The sequence below is a fragment of the Pseudomonas sp. EYE_354 genome (genome assembly GCF_023148575.1).
In the GTDB taxonomy this organism is placed as follows: Bacteria; Pseudomonadota; Gammaproteobacteria; order Pseudomonadales; family Pseudomonadaceae; genus Aquipseudomonas.
The window spans coordinates 117,350-137,945 of the sequence record NZ_JAHXNQ010000012.1; the positions used below are offsets into that span (position 1 = coordinate 117,350).

Below are 20,596 nucleotides of genomic sequence, written 5' to 3' on the forward strand. Positions count from 1 at the left end.
GGCTATAGTTTTTTACAAGATGTGAATACTAGCGATCACCCGGAAACACATGGGTGCCGGGCCAACGCCGTACCGAGCGCTGGAAGAACAGGCTGTTGGGCACCTGTACGATGGCGCTGTCGGTGCCCGCCTCTTCCACTTCGATCAGTGTGGTGTAAAGCAGGTTGATCGCCACGACCCGGCCTTTTACGCCGGGCTTGTCGACGGTGTCCACCAGCTCGACGATATCGCCCAGGCGAAACGGCCCGACGGTGAAGATTAAAATCGCGCAGAGCAGGTTGGATAACACCGACCACATGGCAAAGAACGCCACGGCCGCTACCGCGACAAACCCCGACAGCGCCGTCCACAGCACCGTCGCGGACACACCCAGGCGGCCCAGCACAAAAATCAGCGCACTGCCCATGATCAGCCAGCGCAGACCGCCACGCAGTGGCATCAATAACTGCGGCGGGAACGGATAGCGTTCACCCAGGCGAGTCAGGCCCTTGGCGACGAAGCGCTGGGCGAGGTAACCGGCCAGCAGGATCAGCAGGATTTGCACACCGATCCAAACAGGTTCGATCCATTGCGCCGGTAGCGGCAGCTGCAACGCTTCCATCAGGACAGCGCCTCCAGCTCCGCTTGCAAGGTTTCGAGCACCTCGAGGGCTTCCATCCAGGTTTCCTCCAATTGTCCTTCGCGCACCTTGAGCTTGGCCTGTTCGGCCAACAGGTCACGCAACTCGTCCTTGCGCGCGGCCTCGTAGACGGCGCTGTCGCCCAGGCTGGCTTCGATCTTGGCCAGGCGCTCGTGCACCTTGCCCAACTCGGCTTCCAGTTTGTCGGCTTCACGCTTGTGCGGCGCCAATTGCTGACGCAACGCGGCGGCCGCCTGACGCTGAGCTTTCTTGTCGGTCTTGTCCGGGTTGACCGGGGTGTTACTGGCCGGCGCGTTGCGCAGACGGTAATCCGTCAGCCAGCGCGCGTAGTCGTCCAGGTCGCCATCGAACTCTTCGACTTTGCCATCGGCCACCAGCAGGAAGTTATCGGTGGTGCTCTTGAGCAAGTGGCGATCGTGAGACACCACCAATACTGCACCGCTGAACTCCTGCAGAGCCATGGTCAGCGCCAGGCGCATTTCCAGGTCCAGGTGGTTGGTCGGTTCGTCGAGCAGCAGCAGGTTCGGCCGGTCCCAGGCAATGAGTGCCAGAGCCAGACGGGCTTTTTCGCCACCGGAGAAGTTCAGCACCGGCTCATCAATGCGCGCGCCACGGAAGTCGAAGCCGCCAAGGAAGTCGCGCAGGGTTTGTTCGCGCTCGGTCGGCGCCAGGCGCTGCAGGTGCAGCAACGGGCTGGCCTTGGCGTCCAGGGAGTCCAACTGATGTTGAGCGAAGTAGCCCACCACGGTGTTCTCGCCACGGGTCAAACGGCCAGCCAGCGGTTCGAGCTCGCCCGACAGGTTTTTGATCAGCGTGGATTTACCCGCGCCGTTCGGCCCCAGCAGGCCGATACGCGCGCCCGGCGTGAGCTGCAGCTTGACCTTCTCCAGGATGGTCTTGTCGCCGTAACCCAGGCGAGCATCGGACAGGTCCAGCAAGGGGCTGGAGATCTTCACCGACTCGCGGAACACAAAGTCGAATGGCGAATCGACGTGGGCCGCCGACAGCTCTTCCATGCGCTCCAATGCCTTGATCCGGCTCTGGGCCTGACGGGCCTTGGTGGCCTGGGCCTTGAACCGGGCGATGTAGCTTTCCATGTGCGCACGCTGCGCCTGTTGCTTCTCGAAGGCCTGTTGCTGCTGGGCCAGACGCTCGGCACGTGCGCGTTCGAACGCGGTGTAGCCGCCACGGTAAAGGGTGATTTTCTTCTGTTCGACGTGGGCGATGTTGTCGACCACGGCGTCGAGGAAATCCCGGTCGTGGGAAATCAGCAACAAGGTGCCCTGGTAGCTCTTGAGGAAATCTTCCAGCCAAAGGATCGCATCGAGGTCCAGGTGGTTGGTCGGTTCGTCCAGCAGCAACAGGTCCGAGGGGCACATCAGTGCCTGGGCCAGGTTCAGGCGCATGCGCCAGCCGCCGGAGAAGTCAGCGACCGGGCGATCCATCTGCTCATTGGTAAAACCAAGGCCGGCCAGCATCTTGCGGGCGCGGGCGTCGGCGGTATAACCGTCGGCGCTGTCCAGCTCTGAGTGCAGGCGGGCCTGGGCGGCGCCGTCCTGGGCTTTCTCGGCCTCGGCCAGGTCATGTTGCACCTGACGCAGGCGCAAGTCGCCATCGAGCACGTAGTCGATCGCGATGCGGTCCAGGGTGTCGATCTCCTGGCGCATGTGGGCGATGCGCCAGTCGGCCGGCAGCAGGCAGTCCCCGGAATCCGGGGTCAGCTCACCCAGCAACAGGGCAAACAACGTGGATTTGCCGGCGCCGTTGGCACCGATCAGGCCGGCTTTGTGACCGGCGTGCAGGGTCAGCTCGGCGTCTTCAAGAAGACGTTGCGGGCCACGCTGTAATGTTAGGCTTTGAAGTCGGATCATAATGGCGGCGGAGTCTACCAGCTTCGTTGGCCGCTGGCTTGGGTGTGAATATGTGCGCTGACCTGTGGAGCTTTGCCATCTCGACTTACGCCCGCCCGGGCGTCGAAACCGCTTGCCTGCGCTTGCAGGAACAAGGCGCGGATGTGTGCCTGCTGCTGTGCGGGGCCTGGCTTGACCAACGAGGGGTGGCGCTGACAGCCGAACGCATGCAGGCGCTCAAACAGATCGCCAGGCCTTGGCAGGCGCAGGTCATCGAGCCATTGCGGCAGGTGCGTGTGCAATGGCGGGTCATCGCGCAACAGGATGAGCCGTTAGCGGCGCTACGTGAAAGGATCAAAGCTCTGGAGCTGGATGCGGAACGACAATTGCTGATGCGCCTTGAGGCGCTGGCAAAGGCTTGGCCATCGAGCGAGGGCGCCGCTCAACAGGGGTGGTTGGAAGGACTGGCGACTGAGGATGCCGCCAACCTTGACCGCGACGCGCTGCAGCAGCTGCGCGTCGTGGTCACCAGCACTTAGGAAGCGCTGGTTGGGGTGGTGCTTGGCGCGACCGGTGCAGGCGTGCTGCTGGCCGATGCAGTTGGAGCGGTGGCCGCAGGGGTAGCCGGAGTCGCTGGTTTGGCTGGCGCTGGTTTTGCAGCAGCGGGTTTGGCTGCTGGCTTGGCAGCTGGTTTCGCAGCAGCGGGTTTGGCGGCTGGCTTGGCGGCTGGCTTGGCGGCTGGTTTCGCAGCAGCCGTTTTAGCAACTGGCTTGACGGCTGGTTTCGCAGCAGCCGTTTTAGCGGCTGGTTTGGCAGCCGGTTTCGCAGCAGCAGTTTTAGCAACTGGCTTGGCAGCGGGTTTCGCGGCAGCCGTTTTAGCCGCTGGCTTGGCGGCTGGTTTCGCAGCAGCCGTTTTAGCAACTGGCTTGGCGGCTGGTTTCGCAGCAGCCGTTTTAGCAACTGGCTTGGCGGCTGGTTTCGCGGCAGCCGTTTTAGCCGCTGGCTTGGCGGCTGGTTTCGCGGCAGCGGTTTTAGCCGCTGGCTTGGCGGCCGGTTTCGCAGCAGCCGTTTTAGCAACTGGCTTGGCGGCTGGTTTCGCGGCAGCGATTTTAGTCGCTGGCTTGGCGGCTGGTTTCACGGCAGCCGTTTTAGCACGTGGCTTACCGGCTGGTTTCGCAACGGCAGCTTTGGTAGCCGGCTTTTTCGCAGCGCTCGCCGCGGCAGCTTTTGCAGGTGCACGCGCACCCAGCACCTTGGCTACAGCTTCTTTCACACGACCAACGCCCTGCGCCAGTTTCAGGCTTTCCTGGGCATCTTTTTTGAGTTGGGAAATGTAGTTGCGTGTTTCAGCCTGGCGATCCTTGAGAGCGTCCAGCAACTCTTCAAGTTCTTTGACGGCGTCTTTGGCTTTGGCTTGCGCCTTGGCCTTGCCGGCGGTGGCGGCGTCTTGCAATTTGGTGCGGGATTTGTGCAGCTTTTCTTGCGCTTTACCGCGCTGTTTTTCAAGTTTGGCGAGCAGTTTTTCTGCGTCGGCCAAGGCTTGGGAACAAGCGCTTTCCAGGTGTTCGAGCAGGCTGCCCGAGAGTTGTTGGAGTAAGTGCAACGGGGTATTAACAGGCTTCTGTTTGGCCGACATGGTTTACCTCCTGGCTGACGTGGGTGCGGCTCATACTAGCCCTCTGCTCTTACCGCCGCTAGGGCATGTTGACAGTATCGTTTGGCTTGCGTTGCAACGTACGAGCATTCTTATTCAGATAACCAAAATGCGCGGCACTTTTTACCCATTCACACTGGCATAATCCGTCGCACTTTCGGCGGGAGAATACCCATGTCGCGTTACCTTTTACTTGTGCTCGGCTTGGCGATCTCCGTTGCCAATGCGAGCGGACAATCGCCTGCGAAGACGACCGAACAGGACCAGCACGACCTCGCGTACAGCCTCGGCGCAAGCCTCGGTGAACGTCTGCGTGAGGAAGTCCCTGACCTGCAGATCCAGGCATTGATCGAAGGCCTCAAGCAAGCCTATCAAGGTAAACCGCTGGCGTTGGATAACGCACGCATCAAGCAGATTCTTGCCCAGCACGAAGCGAAAAATGAAGCCGACGCGCAGGCGCCTCAGAGCGAAAGAGCACTGGCGACCGAACAGCAATTTTTGACCCAGGAAAAGTCGGCGAAGGGCGTACGCGAATTGGCGGATGGCATCTTGCTCACCGAGCTTGCGCCAGGTAGTGGCGATAAGCCGGGGCCGAATGATCAGGTTCAAGTGAAGTACGTAGGTCGCCTGCCTGATGGCACGGTGTTCGACCAGAGCACACAGCCCCAATGGTTTCGCCTGGACAGTGTCATCAGCGGTTGGAGCAGCGCGCTGCAGCAAATGCCGGTGGGTGCGAAATGGCGCCTGGTGATTCCGTCGGCACAGGCTTATGGTGCCGACGGTGCCGGAGAGCTGATTGCGCCTTATACGCCTTTGGTATTCGAGATCGAATTGCTCGGTACTCGTCATTGACCCAATAAAAAACGGTGCCTTGTGCGCACCGTTTTTGAGTTCATCGCCAAGGTTCAAGCCTGAGTGGCAGGCTCTTCCTTGTGGGCGTTATGCAGGACTTCGATCAGGCAGTCTTCCAGCTCGAAACGCTCATGAAGCAGACCACCTAGCTCCTTGAATTTCTCAGCAACACACTTACCTTGATCACACAGGTCGTTGAAGGCCAGCAGCTTCTCAGTGATGACATCAATGCGCGCGTAAATCGTATCGGCCAGGTCCAGACCACGCTGATCGTCGAAAGCTTCTGCCTCTTTCGTCAACTGCTCGTACACACCGAAATGCCCGGCTGACACGTAGTCCACCAAAACACCACAGAAATCCTGCAGCGGTTCGCGATTCTCGGCCAATGCTTCGGGCTTTGCGCCGAGAGCATCAAAAGCCCGAACCAGTTCATGACGTGCCTTCAACCAGCTATCGATCAGCTTGTGCACCCCACCCCAGCGTTCCTGAGCATTCTGACAACTTTCCAGCATGATGATCTCTCTTCCCTAATAGGGGCGCTGCCGCCTGATGCCCGCACAACACTTCAAAGATGAAACAACTGCGGGACGAGGCCGACTCTGACAAACGGTTTCGATAACACGTGCGGGCCAGATTATGCCCGCATGACTATGGCTTCAAGGTACGCAGGAGAGAAAGTTCATACAAGTGTTTAATCCCATCCTACGAACTACGAACTCGATTCAATGCCGGGCCGGGCTTAAGCGCCGACTGGAAAACAACCGTGAAAACTGCATGACACCCAGGATCAGCATGCCGATAAAGAACAGCAGGCTCCACTCCGGCAGGCTCAGGTCAAACAGTGTCCAGCTGATTTCCACACAGTCCACCGTGCCCTTGACCGTCAGTTGCAACGCCTGCCAGAGCGATAGATTTTCGAGCATGTGGCTCAGGCTGGGCCAGCAGTCCGCAGCCTGCTCCGGTGCGGCATTTTGCAGCAGCACTTGGCGCACCGCGGTAATGGCGCCCAGTAACGCGCACGCCATGCTCGCCAGGCCATACAGGTAGATGGCAAAGCGTTTAGGGTTGTGAAGGGCAGCGACCAGATTGATCAGCGTGAATGCGGCGAGGAACGCCCGCTGCATTTGACAAAGGAAACACGGGCGTAACGACGCACCGAACTCAAGGTAAAAGGACGCGCCCAACGTCAGCGCACCCGCCATGAATGCAAGGAAAAACAAGGAGCGTGAAGGGGCCAAAGACATGCTTTATCCGCACCGCAGGAGATGGGTCGTTACGGTAGAGGAAACGCCTGACCCGTTTCAATACGTGATGGAGCAGGCAATTCCGTGAAAGCGTAGGGAAATCCCGCCACAAGATAGAAGATTCCTGGAAACAGAGCGTAGGAATTTGCCGCGACATGCCTCAAACGCCCTATCCACGGTGCATTCGAGGGCCGGCTCTCAGATGAATCTGAGCCAACCCTCGACCCTTTCCTACATCAAACGCGGGCAGGAACTGGCAGCGGAGATGCCAGCAAGCGGTTATCCAATAGCCCCAGGCCTTCCTGGAACAACTGATTGCTGCGCTCGGTATCACCCAACTGCGCAAGCAACCGCGCCAGCTCGGCACAGGCCTCTGGATTGCGCTGAACCTGAAGGCTGCTTTCCAAATAGTCCCGCGCTTTACCCCACAGGCTGTTTTGCAGACACAAACGGCCCAACGTCAGTAACAGACTGGCATCGCCGGGATGGTCCTTGAGCCAACCTTCGGCAAATTTCAACTGCCGCGCCGGATCACCGCCACGCAAGAGACCGTAAAGCCGGATCAGATGACTGTCATAACCGCGCTTGAGCGCGCCGCGCAGCACCTCCTCCGCCTTCGCATCGGCACACAGTTGGCGCAGCTGCTCGGCATAGGCCAGGACTAACTGCGGCTCCTGGCGCTGAGCGGATGTGAGTTGCTGCCAGGCGCGCTCCAGGGACTGCAAACCGGCTTCTCCCTGCTCTTCGCGCTGAGCCGCCAACGTCAGGTTTTCACCCCAGGCGCGCCGCTCAAGCTCCGCCAGTTCGCCGGCAGGCAGCACTTTATCTTTGCGCAACTCGGGCAGCAGGCGGATCACCGCAGACCAATCGCCCCGCTGCTGATGCAGGCGTTGCAACTGACGCAATAGTTGGGCGTTATGGGGATGACGCTCGTGCATTGCCTGCAGGGTGGTCAGCGCGCCGTCCGTGTCGCCACGGTCCAGTTGCAGCTGCGCATGGCTCAAAGCGACCGCCAGTTCGGCCTGGGGCTGACGCTCCAGGGCACGCTCCAGCAAACCGTCCGACTCTTCATAGCGCCCCTGCTCATTTGCCGCCCGGGCCGCGCCGAGGTAATACAGCAAGGGTTGGCGCTCAGCCTCTGCGGCGCGGTGCAGGTGACGTTCGGCACTGGCCCAGCGACCTTCGGCCAGGTCCATCTGGCCCTGTTCGATGGCGATCTGCACGCGGCGGCTGCGGTTGCGCCGCGACCACGGATTGATCACGCCACCGGACGTAGTGACCAGGCTTAGCAATACACGAATCAGGTAGATCGCCAGGCCGATGGCACACACCGCCACCAAGGTCGCCCACAGGCTCGATTCGTAATGCAGTACGTGAGGATAGGTAATCAGCACGTAGCCGGTGTGTTTCGAAATGCCGACTGCCAGCGCCAGGGCGATTGCAATGGTCAGGACCAGGATCACGTAGAAACGCTTCATCGGCTCTACTCCTGCTTCGCCGACGTAGCGGCAGGCTTGGCCGCCGCCTTGGCTTCGTCGGCAGACAAATGGCGACGTTCAAGATAGGCCTGCACCGCCGCCAGGCTCGCGGCCAAGTCCGGCGTGACGACCGAGACAGCCTTGGGCTCAAGTTCGGCGACGCGCGCCAGCATCGCCTTGCTCTGTGGGTTGTCCTGGTTGAAGTTGTCCTGCAACACGCTGCGCGCCTCGCCCAGGGAGCGGCTGTACACCGCCGACTCACCATTGAGCGCCGCCCATTGCGCCTGCTCCAGGGCCAGGCTCAGGGCCAGGCGCACCTGGTTCAAACCTTGGCCTGCCAGCAATGGGCGGATATTGTCATCCGGGTTGAAGTCGATGCGGAAGTAACGCGAAATCTGTTGCCACCACTGGCTCCAGCGATTGTCCGTGTCGGCACTCGAGAGCTCCTGAGAGGCAGGTTCAGTCAGCTGATATTCAGGGGCAATGGCCGCCAACTGCACCACTTGGTCACGCAGGGCCGCCAATTGCAGATACAGCCCGGTGCGGTCCGGCTGCTCGGTGCTGCGCAGCGCGGCCAGGCTCTTGGCCAATTGCTCACGGGCAGCATAGGAGCCTGGGTCGCTCTGCTCGCGCAGAATCTCATCGGCGCCCTGGACCAACGCCTGGGCGCTGTTGATATCTTGCAAGGCGGACAAGCGCAAGCTCGCCAGACGGATAAGGTGCTCGGCCTCGGCCAGACGCCAATCCTGCCGACTGGCACCCAGCACGGTTTCCAAACGTTGGCTCAAGCGCTGCTGATCGCCCTGCAATTGGGCCACCAGGCGACGGCGTTCTTCCAGCTCGTCCGCAGCCGGCAACTGGGCCAGGCGCGCGGCCAGCTGCTGCTGACTTTGCTTGAGGGACTGGGCTTGATCGTCCAGCGTCTGCACCTGTCCCAGCTGTTGCTGGCTGCTGGCCTGCAAGGCGCGGACCTGCCAGACCCCCCAACCGCCGACGGCAACGCCGGCAGCACCTAGTAACAGGGCGACAATTGCGAGGCCGTTGCCACGGCGCGGCGCGGGGACCGTTGACTCAACCGGCGCATCAAGTGCGGGTTGGGCTTCATCTTTAGGCAAGGCTGTTTCGCTCACGTATCCGTCCTTTGCGTATCAGAGAGTGGGGGCAGCCCGCCTCAGAGGGCAGTACCACGCAACGCCACTAACAAAGCCGCGGCGCTCGCACCGCGACAATCCACCACTTTTTCTGCGCCGGCCGCCCGCGCCATTTCGGCAACTCGCGGGCTGGGCACGAACAACGGCAGCTGTGCCACCCTCGGCCAATCAGTGCCTGCCAGGGTTTGCAGGTGCAAAAAACCCTGCCCACTGCTGACCACCAACCCGTTCAAGCGTTCCAACTGGATGCGCTGCACCAATACACCAGCGTCGTAGGTCGGGAGGAACCGGCGATACAACTCCAAGTAGTCGACACTAGCACCTCTCTCGCGCAAACGCTCCGCCAGCAGCTCGCGTCCACCCTCGCCCCGCAGGATCAGCACATGGGCGTCGGGGCATGCGATAGCCTCGCGCAACGCAGGCAGTTCAAGCAAGGCCTCGCTGTCGTCTCCGGTTTGCGGGTAATGAACGTGGATTGCGTGATCGGTCAGCACTTGAGCGGTTGCGGCGCCCACGCTGAACCACGGCAACGTTGGCCACCGCTGGGTCAACTGTTTCAGGGCCAGGCGCGCGGCCGGCTTGCTGACCACGATGACCGCGCAGTAGCGGCCAAGGTCTTGGAAGACCGCCTGCTGCTCAGGGGTGACGGGTAGAGGCTCGATATCCAGCAAGGGCAAGCTGCTGCTGAAGATTCCGGCGTCGGACAGCGACGCCGCCAGGGCCATCGACTCCTCGGCAGGCCGCGTCAGCAGCACTCGCCAGTCGGTCATTGCGGGCCGGCCTCGCCGTAGACTTTTTGCAGAATCGCCCCAGCGCCCTTATCCAGCAGCGCTTCTGCCACCTGGACCCCCAGCGCTGCGGCATCCCGCTGCGGGCCACGCGCGTGGGCAGTCAGCAGAGTGCCGCCATCGGGGTCACCCACCAGGCCACGAAGCCATAGGTTTTCACCTTCGAGCACGGCATAGCACGCGATAGGCACTTGGCAGCCACCATTGAGGTGTTTGTTCAGGGCGCGCTCGGCGGTGACGCGCACTTCGGTGTCGTGGTGATCAAGCGGCTTGAGCAATGCATGGATTTCGCTGTCGGCGGTACGGCATTCGATCCCCACGGCGCCCTGCCCACCTGCGGGCAAACTGTCTTCAACGCTGATGGCGGAGGTGATGCGGTCTTCGAAGCCCAGGCGGATCAAACCGGCTGCCGCGAGGATGATCGCGTCGTACTCACCTGCATCGAGCTTGGCCAGCCGCGTGTTGACGTTGCCGCGCAGAAAGCGGATCTGCAGGTCCGGACGGCGGGTCAGCAATTGGGCTTGGCGACGCAGGCTGGAGGTGCCGACGATGCTGCCCAGCGGCAGTTCATCCAGGGATTTGTAAGTATTGGAAACAAAAGCATCACGCGGATCTTCACGCTCGCAGATGCAAAACAGGCCCAGGCCTTCGGGGAAGTCCATCGGCACGTCTTTCATGGAATGCACGGCGATGTCGGCTTCGTTTTCCAGCAGTGCGGTTTCCAGTTCCTTGACGAACAGGCCCTTGCCACCGATCTTCGAGAGCGGCGAGTCGAGCAGCTTGTCGCCGCGACTGACCATGGGCACCAGGGACACCTTGAGGCCAGGATGGGCCTGCTCCAAGCGTGCTTTGACGTATTCGGCCTGCCATAAGGCCAGCGCACTTTTACGGGTGGCGATGCGAATTTCGCGAGAGGACATGGATCAATCCGTACTGAATAGATACGGGAGATAATAACAGCTCAGGCAAATACGCCTTGATTTGAATCAGCAAGTGCGGGGCCTCCCTGGCCGCGACGCACCGAGATAGGGAATGCAGGCATTGCCACAGCACTGAAGCTAAAGCTGCTGCATCATTTTGCGGACGCCGGCGACGTGCCGCCGGCTGACAATCAAGGCGTCGCCATTGAGCCCCTTGAGAAACAGCTGAAAGTGTCCAAGGGGCGTGCGCTGCAGGCGCTCGATACGCTCGCGGGCCACCAACGCGTTGCGGTGGATACGCACGAAGCGGTCGCCGAATTCATCCTCAAGCGCCTTGAGCGGCTCATCGAGCAACACTTCGCCAGCTTCATGTCGCAGAGTCACGTACTTGTGATCGGCAATGAAGTACACCACCTGATCCAGAGGGATCAGTTCTATGCCTTTGCGCGTGCGGGCACTGATATGGCTGCGCGGCCCGTTACCGCTTTGGGCGGCAGGCTGGGTCAAGGCGGCGAGCTGGGCGCGATTGGGGCGCTCGGCTTTTTTCAAGGCTTTGAGCAAGGCTTCGGCGGTCACGGGCTTGGCCACAAAACTGACGCCACTGGCGTCCAGCGTCTGTTCGGCAAACTCTTCTTGAGCGGCGCACAGCACTACCGCAGGTGGCGATTCGCGCTCACTCAGGCGGGCGGCAACTTGCAGACCATCGAGGCCCGGCATGCGGATATCGAGCAACACCACATCCGGCTTGAGACTGTCGATCAACGTCAACGCCTCCTCACCCGTGGTGGCGCTCGGTTCAAGGACTGTATAACCCTCGAGTTCGCTGACCAAACGGCTCAGTCGCTCGCGGGCTTGGGGTTCGTCATCAACGATCAGGACATTCATATTGCGCTGGATTCCTGCGTGAGTCTCGCACAAGGATAGCGTAGACAGGTGCGGTGACTTGCGTCACAGCGATCCACGCTAAGACTAGCGCGAGCGGCAAAAAGTGCCCTGACAGCGGCACCCAAATTTACCCGGACCTGTTCAATAGCGCCCAAGACCTGCTGCCGTCGGGCATCGTCATAGGGTTTGCTGATACACAATCCGAATACCCCCCTTTTAAATGGATAGTCAGGTTCTGACCGCAGGACCCGACTTTGGTGCATTCACACACTATCAGTCCAACTGTAGACGCTCACTGCGACGATATTGCTCAATCGTCAAATATCGTTTCAATAAGAACCTCGCTCCAGTCTCGTCCCGGACGCGATCAACGGCAAGGCACTTAGCCATCCTTTGCACAAATAAAAATGCCGCCCACCCGCAACACCGCCTCTGCGGGCAACCCTGTTATTATCGCGGGCAGACTTCCATGCCTCTTTTATTAAGCAGACCACGAGCGAATCCATGAGCACCGACAAGACCAACCAGTCCTGGGGCGGCCGCTTCAGTGAACCCGTCGACGCCTTCGTCGCCCGCTTCACCGCCTCCGTCACCTTCGACCAGCGCCTGTATCGCCACGACATCATGGGCTCGATCGCCCACGCGAAGATGCTGGCCAAGGTCGGCGTGCTGACCGACGCCGAGCGCGACAGCATCATCGACGGCCTGACCACCATCCGTGGTGAGATCGAAGCCGGTACGTTCGACTGGCGCGTCGACCTGGAAGACGTGCACATGAATATCGAGGCTCGCCTCACCGACCGTATCGGTGTGACCGGCAAAAAACTGCACACCGGTCGTAGCCGTAACGACCAGGTGGCTACCGATATCCGCCTGTGGCTGCGGGATGAAATCGACCTGATCCTCGCCGAAATCACCCGGTTGCAAAAAGGCCTGCTGGAGCAGGCAGAGCGCGAGTCGGACACCATCATGCCCGGCTTCACGCACCTGCAGACCGCGCAGCCGGTCACCTTCGGCCATCATTTGTTGGCCTGGTTCGAAATGCTCAGCCGCGACTACGAGCGCCTGGTCGATTGCCGCAAGCGCGCCAACCGCATGCCGTTGGGCAGCGCTGCGCTGGCCGGCACCACCTACCCGATCGACCGTGAGTACACCGCTCAACTGCTGGGCTTCGACGCTGTGGGCGGCAACTCCCTGGATGGCGTGTCTGACCGTGACTTCGCCATCGAATTCTGCGCCGCCGCCAGCATTGCGATGATGCACTTGTCGCGATTCTCCGAAGAGCTGGTGCTGTGGACCAGCGCGCAATTCCAATTCATCGACCTGCCGGACCGCTTCTGCACCGGCAGCTCAATCATGCCGCAAAAGAAAAACCCCGACGTGCCGGAACTGGTACGCGGCAAGAGCGGCCGTGTATTCGGCGCGCTGATGGGCCTGCTGACCCTGATGAAAGGCCAGCCGCTGGCCTACAACAAGGACAACCAGGAAGACAAGGAGCCGCTGTTCGACGCCGCCGACACGCTGCGCGACTCGCTGCGCGCCTTTGCCGACATGATCCCGGCGATCAAGCCCAAGCACGCCATCATGCGCGAAGCGGCGCTGCGCGGTTTCTCCACGGCGACCGACCTGGCGGACTACCTGGTACGCCGTGGCCTGCCATTCCGTGACTGCCACGAAATCGTCGGCCATGCCGTGAAATACGGCGTGGACACCGGCAAGGACCTGGCGGAAATGAGCCTGGAAGAGCTGCGCCAGTTCAGCGACCAGATCGAGCAGGACGTGTTCGCCGTGCTGACCCTGGAAGGCTCGGTAAACGCCCGTAACCACATGGGCGGCACTGCGCCGGCGCAGGTGAAGGCAGCCGTAGTGCGCGGCCAGGCCTTGCTCGCCAGCCGCTGAAAAATGTGGGAGGGGCAACGCCCCTCCCACACTTGATCACTTTTTGGCAGCCACCATCGCCATGAACCCAGGCATCGCCGCCTGCCTGTCCGCCTCCACTTTGCGCGCGTTAGGCATGTCATTCAGACGCCCCAACAGCGCCTTCGCCTCCGGCAATTCAGCCAACAAGTCCAACCCGAACAGCTTCTCGCCTACGCCACAGGCCAGGTTCAAGCTGTACATGAAATACAGATCCGCAAGGGTAAAGCTTTCTCCCGCCACAAACGGCGCGAACTTGCCATGCCGACCTAGCGCACCGATCCCCAGCAACAACTCTGTCTTGGATTTTTCCTTGATCGCCTCCGGCACCGGCATGCCAAAAAATGCCTCGCCGAAACACGCCCGCGCAGGCAACTCGATGTACAGCTCGATTTCCCTGCACAAGGCCAGCACCTGAGCTCGCTGGAACGGCTCGGCCGGAAGCAGAGCAGGCCCTTCCTGGGTCTGTTCGATGTATTCGAGGATCACGCTGGTTTCGTTGATAAAGCCCTGTTTCACGCCCAGCGCCGGCACTTTGCCACGAGGGCTTATTGCCAAGGCTTCTGGCGTTTGCGCGGCATAAAACGGCACCTCTTCGAACGACAGCCCTTTCTCCAGCAGCGCCAGTTTCACCATGTTGTAGTAATTGCTGACCGAAAATCCGTAAAGCTTGAGCATCGCAAAGCCTCCAGGCCGTGTGCGGGGTTGGCTGCAAGCTTTATAGATCCTCAAGCCTCGCCTGACCAGCAGCATCACCCGCCTGAATGGGGTTAAACTGGCGCACTTTCCTTGAGGAGCCTGCCATGAGCGAGCCGACCGATATCGATAACGACGAAGAAGAATTCACCGAAAACACACTGATCGAAGCAATAGAAAACCAGATCGAAAGCGACAACCCACCCGCTGCCAAAGCCACCTTTAACAAATTGACGTTGGTGGGTTACGAGCGCGAAGAGATATTGAATCTGATGGCACACGTGCTGGCGTTCGAGATCGATGCAATGCTGGACGAAGACCGCGCCTTCAATACCCAATGGTATGAAACGGCGCTCCGAGCACTGCCTGAGCTACCGCCTGAGCTAAAGCCTGGAAAGGAATAATCCCGGCACGCAGCAACACGCTGGACAGTTCGGCAAAGTGCGTTCACCTTATGGCCTGCTAGCCTCTAATAAATTTTAGAAAGTCTGGAGTCCTTATGTCGTATACCCCTGAGTTGGTTGCCGAACTGGAAATCCTTGTACTCTTCCCCTTGGACAGCACCAAGGAAGGTCTGAAAGTCCACCAGACCGCCGCGCCCACCGCCATTGCCGCCGCCAAACGCCTTCACGCCAAAGGGTTGATCGACCAGCCGGACGGCGGTTACCTCACAAGCCTCGGCCGCGACGCTGCTGAGCAGGCCCAAACCCTGCTGACCATTCTGACCACCGCCAGCACCAAAGAAGCCGCCTGATACCGGATACCGCCCATGGAGTCCGCCCACTGCGGATTCCGAGGGCGTTGCCGTGCACAGCACGAAATTCTGACGTCAAAAACCATTTCCCTCTAAACCTCCTACGCTACTGACTGTAAACTCCTACATGGCCGCCCACGTCGGGCCCTGCGAGCCACCGAGTTCGACATGACCCGCACCCATGAAATCCGCCCCGACCTGGACGAAGGCATCGACCGCAAGGTGCTCGCCCAATTGCGCGCGCGGTTCATGGCCCTCAATGAAGGCCGCATGGCCCGTGCCATCGAAGGCCTGACGCCGCGCCAGCAAAGCGTGCTGACCCTGCTGCCGCTGTTTTTCCACGTCAACCACCCGCTGTTGCCAGGCTATGTGTCCGGCAGCACGCCGGCCGGGCTGTCAAACTTCGAGCCCGACGCCCAAGCCCTCACCGAAGCCCAGCGCCTGACTCGCTCCTTCTCTTACAAACCACGACCAGTCAATCAGCCCAAACCGATCCATGGCCTGTTCTTGATGGGCAGCCTCGGCACCCTGGCCCAGGCTGACCAAAGCGACATGGACGTGTGGGTGTGCCACGCGCCCGAGCTGGGTGAGGGCGAACAGGCCGAATTGCGCAAAAAATGCCAGTTGCTGGAAGCTTGGGCCCTGAGCATGGGTGCCGAGGCGCACTTCTTCCTGATCGAGCCGACACGCTTTGTGCTGGGCGAACGCGATACCCAACTGAGCTCCGACGACTGCGGTACCACCCAGCATTACCTGCTGCTGGATGAGTTTTACCGCACGGCCATCTGGCTGGCGGGTCGCACGCCGATCTGGTGGCTGGTGCCGGTGTATGAAGAAACCCGTTACGCCGAATTTACCCACACGTTGATCTCCAAGCGCTTTATCCGCGCCGATGAAACCCTCGACCTCGGCCACTTGGCACGTATCCCCCCAGGGGAGTTCATTGGCGCCGGGCTGTGGCAACTGTTCAAGGGCATCGAATCGCCCTACAAGTCGGTGCTCAAACTGCTGCTCACCGAGGTCTACGCCAGCGAACACCCGAACGTGCAGTGCCTGAGCCTGCGCTTCAAGCAGGCGGTGTTCGCCAACCAGATGGACTTGGATGAGCTGGACCCGTACATCGTGGTGTACCGCCGTATCGAGGAATACCTTAACGCCCGCAACGAGCCGGAACGCCTGGAGCTGGTGCGGCGCGCGCTCTACCTGAAGGTCAATCGAAAGCTCACCGCGGGCCAGCGCACGGCCAGCTGGCAGCGCCTGTTACTGGAGCGACTTGCCCACGAATGGGGCTGGGACCAGCGCCAACTGGCGTTGCTGGACAGCCGCAGCCAATGGAAAGTACGCCAGGTGGCCGCCGAGCGCCGGGCGCTGGTGAACGAATTGAATTACAGCTATCGGTTCCTGACCCAGTTCGCCCGTACCGAACAGACCGTCAGCCTGATCAACAAACGCGACCTCAATGTGCTGGGCCGACGCCTGTATGCGGCGTTTGAACGCAAGGCCGGCAAGGTCGAGTTCATCAACCCCGGCATCGCCCCGGACCTGGCCGAAGACACCCTGACCCTGGTGCAATCGCCCAACCGCAAAGAACCCGGCCAGTATCACTGGGGCCTGTACAACGGTAACCTCACTGCCCTGGAATGGGAGCACTTCGCGCCGATCAAGCGCAGCCGCGACCTGCTGGAAATGCTCACTTGGTGCCATCGCAACGGCGTGATCGACAGCAGCACGCGTTTGGCGCTGCACCCCGGCACCAGTGACATGACCGAATTCGAGCTGTTCAACCTGCTGGGTAGCCTGCAACAAACCATTGCGTTGCCCCTGACCACCGTCGATGAGGTCAGCCTCCTGCGCTCGGCCGTGCCTGAAGAGGTGCTGCTGCTGATCAACGTCGGCGTCGATCCGCTCAAGCATCACCGTGACCTCAACATCCTGATGACCACCGAGCGCACTGACTCCCTGAGTTATGCAGGCGTGCGCGATAACCTGGTGCTCACGCTGGACCAGGTCACGCTCAACAGCTGGAACGAAGTAATGGTGAGCCGTTACGACGGCCCGCACGCGTTGCTCGATTGCCTGCGCGACTACCTCAACCAACTGCCGCCAACGCACCTGCCGCGCCTGCGGGTGCGCTGCTTCTGCCACAACCGTGCGCAGTTCATTGCCCAGCGTGTGGAAGATATTTTCGATACCGCACAGAACCTGCTGCTGGGCCAGTCCAACCACCGTTATTTGCTGCAGGTGCAACAGCACTATCACGTAATGGAGTTAACGCCGCGCCAGGCGACCCATGTGTCACTGCCGACCCAGGACGCCTTGATCGCCTACCTCAGCGAAGAGCTGGCCAGCTACAGCCCGCTGCACCTGGACGCCATGGCCCTGGAGGACCATGACCTGGCACTGCTGCTGCCCATGGGCACGGCCGATTGCGTGCAGGTGTTCTACCGCGTCCATGAGGATTTTGCGCAGTTGTATGTGCTGGATGAGTTCAACGCGCTCTGGCAGCAGCGCTTGCCGTTTCATGACGAGCAAAGCCTGTTGGCGCCGCTGCAGCGCTTCCTTCAGTCGATCATCTACCGTCGGGAAGCGCTGTCGACACTGGACCCGCAACAGCCGACAAGCGCGGTGCAGACCCTGTTTTACCAACTGTTGCCGTCCGGCAACAATCGCGCGCGCATCATCGAGCCTCGGCCGGCGCCACAAAACCCGGCGAACAAACCCTTCTACGACGTGCAGGCAATTATCGGCAAAGCAGCACCGGGCCAGGTGGGCATTACCCTGTACTGCAATCAGCGGGAGTATTGCGAACTGGAGTTTGGCGACCAGCTGTTTGCGGTGGTCGCCCAGGAGATCATCGGGCAGCGCCGGGAAACCGAGCGCTACCGCTGCTACATCACTGATTTGGACCTGTCGGGCCTGCTGGGAGACGTGCAAAGTCCGAGCAACCTGTACCTGCGCTACAAAGCCGAGTTGGAGCTGTCACTCAATGAGGCGTTGAATCAGGTTTAAAGCGGGAAAGCGCCGCCATCTTTGGGTTGGCCTTCAACACTGAGCAATTCAAGCTTGAGGGTCTTGCCGCCCGGTGCCGGCCAGTCGATGTGCTGACCCACTTGCAGGCCAAGCAACGCACTGCCCACGGGCGCCATGATTGAGATCTTGCCTTCGTCGGCATTCGCATGCTTCGGGTAGACCAGGGTCAGGTGATAGTCCTTGCCGCTGCCTTGTTCACGGCAATGCACGCTGGAGTTCATGGTCACGACACCCGCAGGCACTTCATCGTGGCCAACCACGTCTTCGGCGCGGTCGAGTTCGGCTTGCAACGCTTCGACGCCGGGAAACTCGTCGCCCAGGCGGTCGATCAATTGCTCCAGACGCTGCACGTCAAGGCGGGTGAGGATGATGGACGGTGCGGTGGTCATGATTCAGGCAGACTCCTTTTTTCTGCACAAAAAAGCAAAACCCCGCCAGGAAAAGGCGGGGTTCTCACAGGCCTCGATGAGTTGAGGCGTAACCGGACACTACCACAGCGTCGCAAATAAACAAGCCAGCCTCAGGCGTGGGCCTTGCGCTGCTCGGCTTGCGCGCAGATCACGCGGCGGCGGGCATCGTCGGCGGAGCGCCATTCACGGATGTCTTCGACATGCCGGAAGCAGCCGAGGCAGACTTTTTGCTCGTCCAGGCGACACAAACTGATACAAGGTGACGGCACCGCCGGGCTGACATTGCTAAATAGCGGCTTGGGCGGGCGTACGGGTGCAGGCTCGCTCACAATCAGATCTCGTCGAAGTCCAGCTCGGCGCCGGTATATTCCTGGACCAGGCGCGCAAGCATCTCGCCCAACAGCTCTTCGCTCTTGTCGCACTGCCATTTGCCGCTTTCTTCGTCGTAGTCGAAGTGAACGCCACCAGAGCGCGCCGCCAACCACAGCTGACGCAGCGGTTCCTGACGACTGAAGATCAGTTGCGGACCACTCTCGAACTTGACGGTCAGCACACCGGCCGAGTTTTCCAGGTCCACGTCCAGGCCGCTGTCGTCGAAAATATCTTCCAGCTTCTCCTGGGTGGCATCCACCAGGTCGTGAAAACGGGCTTCGGTCAAACTCATTGTGGCAACCTCAAAAGTGTCTGGTTTTGCTCAAGCGCCGCACCATACGGGCGAGCTTCGCCGATTGCAAAGGATACCGATTCCATCGCGATTGGCGGTATGAAATATCCCCCGCCAGCGTAGTCTGCTTCCCGCCTATCTCGGCAAACCCCCGCCGGACGGGTATTTCAGCGCATAGGCAAGCTGGCGGGTGGTCGGTATACTCGGGCGCAATTAATGCATATTCAAGGATTTCGCCATGAAGCGCCTGATCTCTTCCCTTGCTGCGCTCGTCGCGGTCGCTTGCCTCGTTAGTGCCTGTGGTCAAAAAGGTCCGCTGTACCTGCCCGATGACAGCAAAGACCCGAATGAACAGGCGCAGTCGTCGCAAAAACCGGCAAAAGCGCATAAGCACGACACCTACTAAGGGAACCTCATGGACGCTTTTAACTACCGGGACGGCGAGCTGTTCGCGGAAGGCGTGGCGCTGTCCGCGATTGCCCAGCGCTTTGGCACCCCGACCTATGTGTATTCCCGTGCGCACATCGAAGCGCAATACCGCTCGTTCACCGAGGCGCTGAACGGCGTACCGCACCTGGTGTGCTACGCGGTCAAGGCCAACTCCAACCTCGGCGTACTCAATGTCCTGGCGCGTCTGGGCGCCGGTTTCGACATCGTGTCCCGTGGCGAGCTGGAACGCGTATTGGCCGCCGGCGGCCAGGCCGACAAAATCGTATTCTCCGGCGTCGGCAAGACCCGCGAAGACATGCGCCGCGCTCTGGAAGTCGGTGTGCATTGCTTCAACATCGAGTCCACCGACGAGCTGGAGCGCCTGCAAGTCGTGGCCGCCGAGATGGGCGTTCGCGCGCCGATCTCCCTGCGCGTCAACCCGGATGTCGATGCTGGTACTCACCCCTACATCTCCACCGGTCTCAAAGAGAACAAGTTCGGCATCGCCATTGCCGACGCCGAGGACGTGTACATCCGTGCCGCCCAACTGCCGAACCTGGAAGTGCTGGGTGTCGACTGCCATATCGGCTCGCAACTGACCAGCCTGCCACCTTTCCTCGATGCCCTCGACCGCCTGTTGGCGCTGGTCGATCGCCTCGGCGAATGCGGGATCTACCTGCACCACATCGACCTCGGTGGTGGCGTGGGCGTGCGTTATCGCGATGAAGAGCCGCCGCTGATTGCCGACTACATCGCCGCAGTGCGCGAGCGCCTCGAAGGCCGCGACCTGACGCTGATGTTCGAGCCCGGCCGCTATATCGTCGCCAACGCCGGTGTACTGCTGACTCAGGTCGAGTACCTCAAGCACACCGAACACAAGGATTTCGCCATCGTCGACGCGGCGATGAACGACCTGATCCGTCCGGCGCTGTACCAGGCCTGGATGAACGTCACGGCGGTGACGCCTCGCGCCAGCGTCGCCCGCACCTACGACATCGTCGGCCCGATCTGTGAAACCGGCGACTTCCTGGCCAAGGATCGTCAACTGGCCCTGGAAGAGGGCGATCTGCTGGCCGTGCATTCGGCCGGTGCCTACGGGTTTGTCATGAGTTCCAACTACAACACCCGCGGGCGTACCGCCGAGGTGCTGGTGGACGGTGATCAAGCGTTTGAAGTGCGTCGCCGCGAGACGGTAGCCGAGTTGTATGCTGGCGAAAGCCTGCTGCCGGAGTAA

Annotated in this window: 22 protein-coding genes; 8 read left to right on the top strand and 14 right to left on the bottom strand. The window is 60.8% G+C overall.

Annotation, left to right across the window (positions count from 1 at the left end; genetic code table 11):
- Window positions 1-28: 28 nt before the first annotated feature.
- Together KZX66_RS17755 and KZX66_RS17760 are read right to left on the bottom strand one after the other, a co-directional pair.
- Window positions 29-601: a mechanosensitive ion channel family protein gene (locus KZX66_RS17755; protein WP_248081748.1), complete on the bottom strand. Its 573-nt coding sequence runs from the start codon at window positions 599-601 to the stop codon at window positions 29-31.
- Entirely contained in the window at window positions 601-2,511 is a 1,911-nt protein-coding gene (locus tag KZX66_RS17760) for an ATP-binding cassette domain-containing protein (protein ID WP_248081750.1), read from the bottom strand. Before KZX66_RS17760 ends, KZX66_RS17755 begins: the two co-directional genes overlap by 1 nt.
- A gap of 50 nt (window positions 2,512-2,561) precedes the next feature.
- Here KZX66_RS17760 and KZX66_RS17765 point away from each other — a divergent pair, with 50 nt between their 5' ends.
- Window positions 2,562-3,029, top strand: coding sequence for a TIGR02444 family protein (locus KZX66_RS17765; protein WP_248081752.1), 468 nt, complete (start codon window positions 2,562-2,564; stop codon window positions 3,027-3,029).
- Here the strand turns inward: KZX66_RS17765 and KZX66_RS17770 are convergent.
- Window positions 3,026-4,126 carry an AlgP family protein gene (locus KZX66_RS17770; protein WP_248081753.1) on the bottom strand — a complete coding sequence of 367 codons (1,101 nt, stop codon included), beginning with the start codon at window positions 4,124-4,126 and terminating at the stop codon, window positions 3,026-3,028. The genes KZX66_RS17765 and KZX66_RS17770 overlap by 4 nt on opposite strands.
- Window positions 4,127-4,318: 192 nt before the next feature.
- Between KZX66_RS17770 and KZX66_RS17775 the strand changes: the two genes are divergently transcribed.
- Window positions 4,319-4,996, top strand: coding sequence for an FKBP-type peptidyl-prolyl cis-trans isomerase (locus KZX66_RS17775; RefSeq protein WP_248081754.1), 678 nt, complete (start codon window positions 4,319-4,321; stop codon window positions 4,994-4,996).
- Between the two features lie 53 nt (window positions 4,997-5,049).
- On the opposite strand, the gene rsd is transcribed toward KZX66_RS17775, so the two are convergent.
- The 7 genes from rsd to KZX66_RS17810 all read right to left on the bottom strand — a co-directional run bounded on the left by rsd (window position 5,050) and on the right by KZX66_RS17810 (window position 11,462).
- Entirely contained in the window at window positions 5,050-5,508 is a 459-nt protein-coding gene (gene rsd, locus KZX66_RS17780; RefSeq protein WP_248081755.1) for a sigma D regulator, read from the bottom strand.
- Window positions 5,509-5,718: 210 nt separating this feature from the next.
- On the bottom strand, window positions 5,719-6,240 hold the full coding sequence (locus KZX66_RS17785) for a disulfide bond formation protein B (RefSeq protein WP_248081756.1): 522 nt from the start codon (window positions 6,238-6,240) through the stop codon (window positions 5,719-5,721).
- A gap of 236 nt (window positions 6,241-6,476) precedes the next feature.
- Window positions 6,477-7,718: a heme biosynthesis protein HemY gene (locus KZX66_RS17790; RefSeq protein WP_248081757.1), complete on the bottom strand. Its 1,242-nt coding sequence runs from the start codon at window positions 7,716-7,718 to the stop codon at window positions 6,477-6,479.
- Between the two features lie 5 nt (window positions 7,719-7,723).
- Window positions 7,724-8,848 (bottom strand): uroporphyrinogen-III C-methyltransferase, encoded by a 1,125-nt coding sequence (locus KZX66_RS17795; protein ID WP_248081758.1) that lies wholly within the window; start codon window positions 8,846-8,848, stop codon window positions 7,724-7,726.
- 41 nt (window positions 8,849-8,889) lie between these two features.
- Complete coding sequence (locus KZX66_RS17800; RefSeq protein WP_248081759.1) at window positions 8,890-9,639, bottom strand: uroporphyrinogen-III synthase; 750 nt, start codon at window positions 9,637-9,639, stop codon at window positions 8,890-8,892.
- The gene (gene hemC, locus KZX66_RS17805; RefSeq protein WP_248081761.1) at window positions 9,636-10,577 is read right to left on the bottom strand and encodes a hydroxymethylbilane synthase; all 942 of its coding nucleotides are present in this window, start codon (window positions 10,575-10,577) and stop codon (window positions 9,636-9,638) included. Before hemC ends, KZX66_RS17800 begins: the two co-directional genes overlap by 4 nt.
- Window positions 10,578-10,715: 138 nt before the next feature.
- Window positions 10,716-11,462: a LytTR family DNA-binding domain-containing protein gene (locus tag KZX66_RS17810; protein ID WP_248081763.1), complete on the bottom strand. Its 747-nt coding sequence runs from the start codon at window positions 11,460-11,462 to the stop codon at window positions 10,716-10,718.
- 504 nt (window positions 11,463-11,966) lie between these two features.
- Between KZX66_RS17810 and argH the strand changes: the two genes are divergently transcribed.
- Complete coding sequence (gene argH, locus KZX66_RS17815) at window positions 11,967-13,361, top strand: argininosuccinate lyase (protein WP_248081765.1); 1,395 nt, start codon at window positions 11,967-11,969, stop codon at window positions 13,359-13,361.
- A 36-nt stretch (window positions 13,362-13,397) separates the two neighbouring features.
- Here argH and KZX66_RS17820 read toward each other — a convergent pair whose 3' ends face one another.
- The gene (locus KZX66_RS17820) at window positions 13,398-14,057 is read right to left on the bottom strand and encodes a glutathione S-transferase (protein ID WP_248081767.1); all 660 of its coding nucleotides are present in this window, start codon (window positions 14,055-14,057) and stop codon (window positions 13,398-13,400) included.
- Window positions 14,058-14,182: 125 nt separating this feature from the next.
- Here KZX66_RS17820 and KZX66_RS17825 point away from each other — a divergent pair, with 125 nt between their 5' ends.
- From KZX66_RS17825 to KZX66_RS17835, 3 genes are all read left to right on the top strand, one after another.
- Window positions 14,183-14,479, top strand: a complete 297-nt coding sequence (locus KZX66_RS17825; protein ID WP_248081769.1) for a hypothetical protein — start codon at window positions 14,183-14,185, stop codon at window positions 14,477-14,479.
- Window positions 14,480-14,574: 95 nt separating this feature from the next.
- Window positions 14,575-14,829, top strand: a complete 255-nt coding sequence (locus KZX66_RS17830) for a TIGR02647 family protein (protein ID WP_003195403.1) — start codon at window positions 14,575-14,577, stop codon at window positions 14,827-14,829.
- Between the two features lie 168 nt (window positions 14,830-14,997).
- Window positions 14,998-17,838 (top strand): class I adenylate cyclase, encoded by a 2,841-nt coding sequence (locus KZX66_RS17835; protein ID WP_248081771.1) that lies wholly within the window; start codon window positions 14,998-15,000, stop codon window positions 17,836-17,838.
- Here KZX66_RS17835 and rnk read toward each other — a convergent pair.
- From rnk to cyaY, 3 genes are all read right to left on the bottom strand, one after another.
- Complete coding sequence (rnk, locus tag KZX66_RS17840; protein ID WP_159937784.1) at window positions 17,835-18,248, bottom strand: nucleoside diphosphate kinase regulator; 414 nt, start codon at window positions 18,246-18,248, stop codon at window positions 17,835-17,837. The two genes, KZX66_RS17835 and rnk, sit on opposite strands and share 4 nt — an antisense overlap.
- Window positions 18,249-18,379: 131 nt before the next feature.
- Complete coding sequence (locus tag KZX66_RS17845) at window positions 18,380-18,598, bottom strand: DUF1289 domain-containing protein (RefSeq protein WP_248081773.1); 219 nt, start codon at window positions 18,596-18,598, stop codon at window positions 18,380-18,382.
- Window positions 18,599-18,600: 2 nt separating this feature from the next.
- Window positions 18,601-18,933, bottom strand: coding sequence for an iron donor protein CyaY (cyaY, locus tag KZX66_RS17850; protein ID WP_248081775.1), 333 nt, complete (start codon window positions 18,931-18,933; stop codon window positions 18,601-18,603).
- A 238-nt stretch (window positions 18,934-19,171) separates the two neighbouring features.
- Here cyaY and KZX66_RS17855 point away from each other — a divergent pair, with 238 nt between their 5' ends.
- Together KZX66_RS17855 and lysA are read left to right on the top strand one after the other, a co-directional pair.
- Complete coding sequence (locus tag KZX66_RS17855) at window positions 19,172-19,339, top strand: lipoprotein (RefSeq protein ID WP_017845169.1); 168 nt, start codon at window positions 19,172-19,174, stop codon at window positions 19,337-19,339.
- A 9-nt stretch (window positions 19,340-19,348) separates the two neighbouring features.
- On the top strand, window positions 19,349-20,596 hold the full coding sequence (gene lysA / locus KZX66_RS17860; protein ID WP_248081777.1) for a diaminopimelate decarboxylase: 1,248 nt from the start codon (window positions 19,349-19,351) through the stop codon (window positions 20,594-20,596).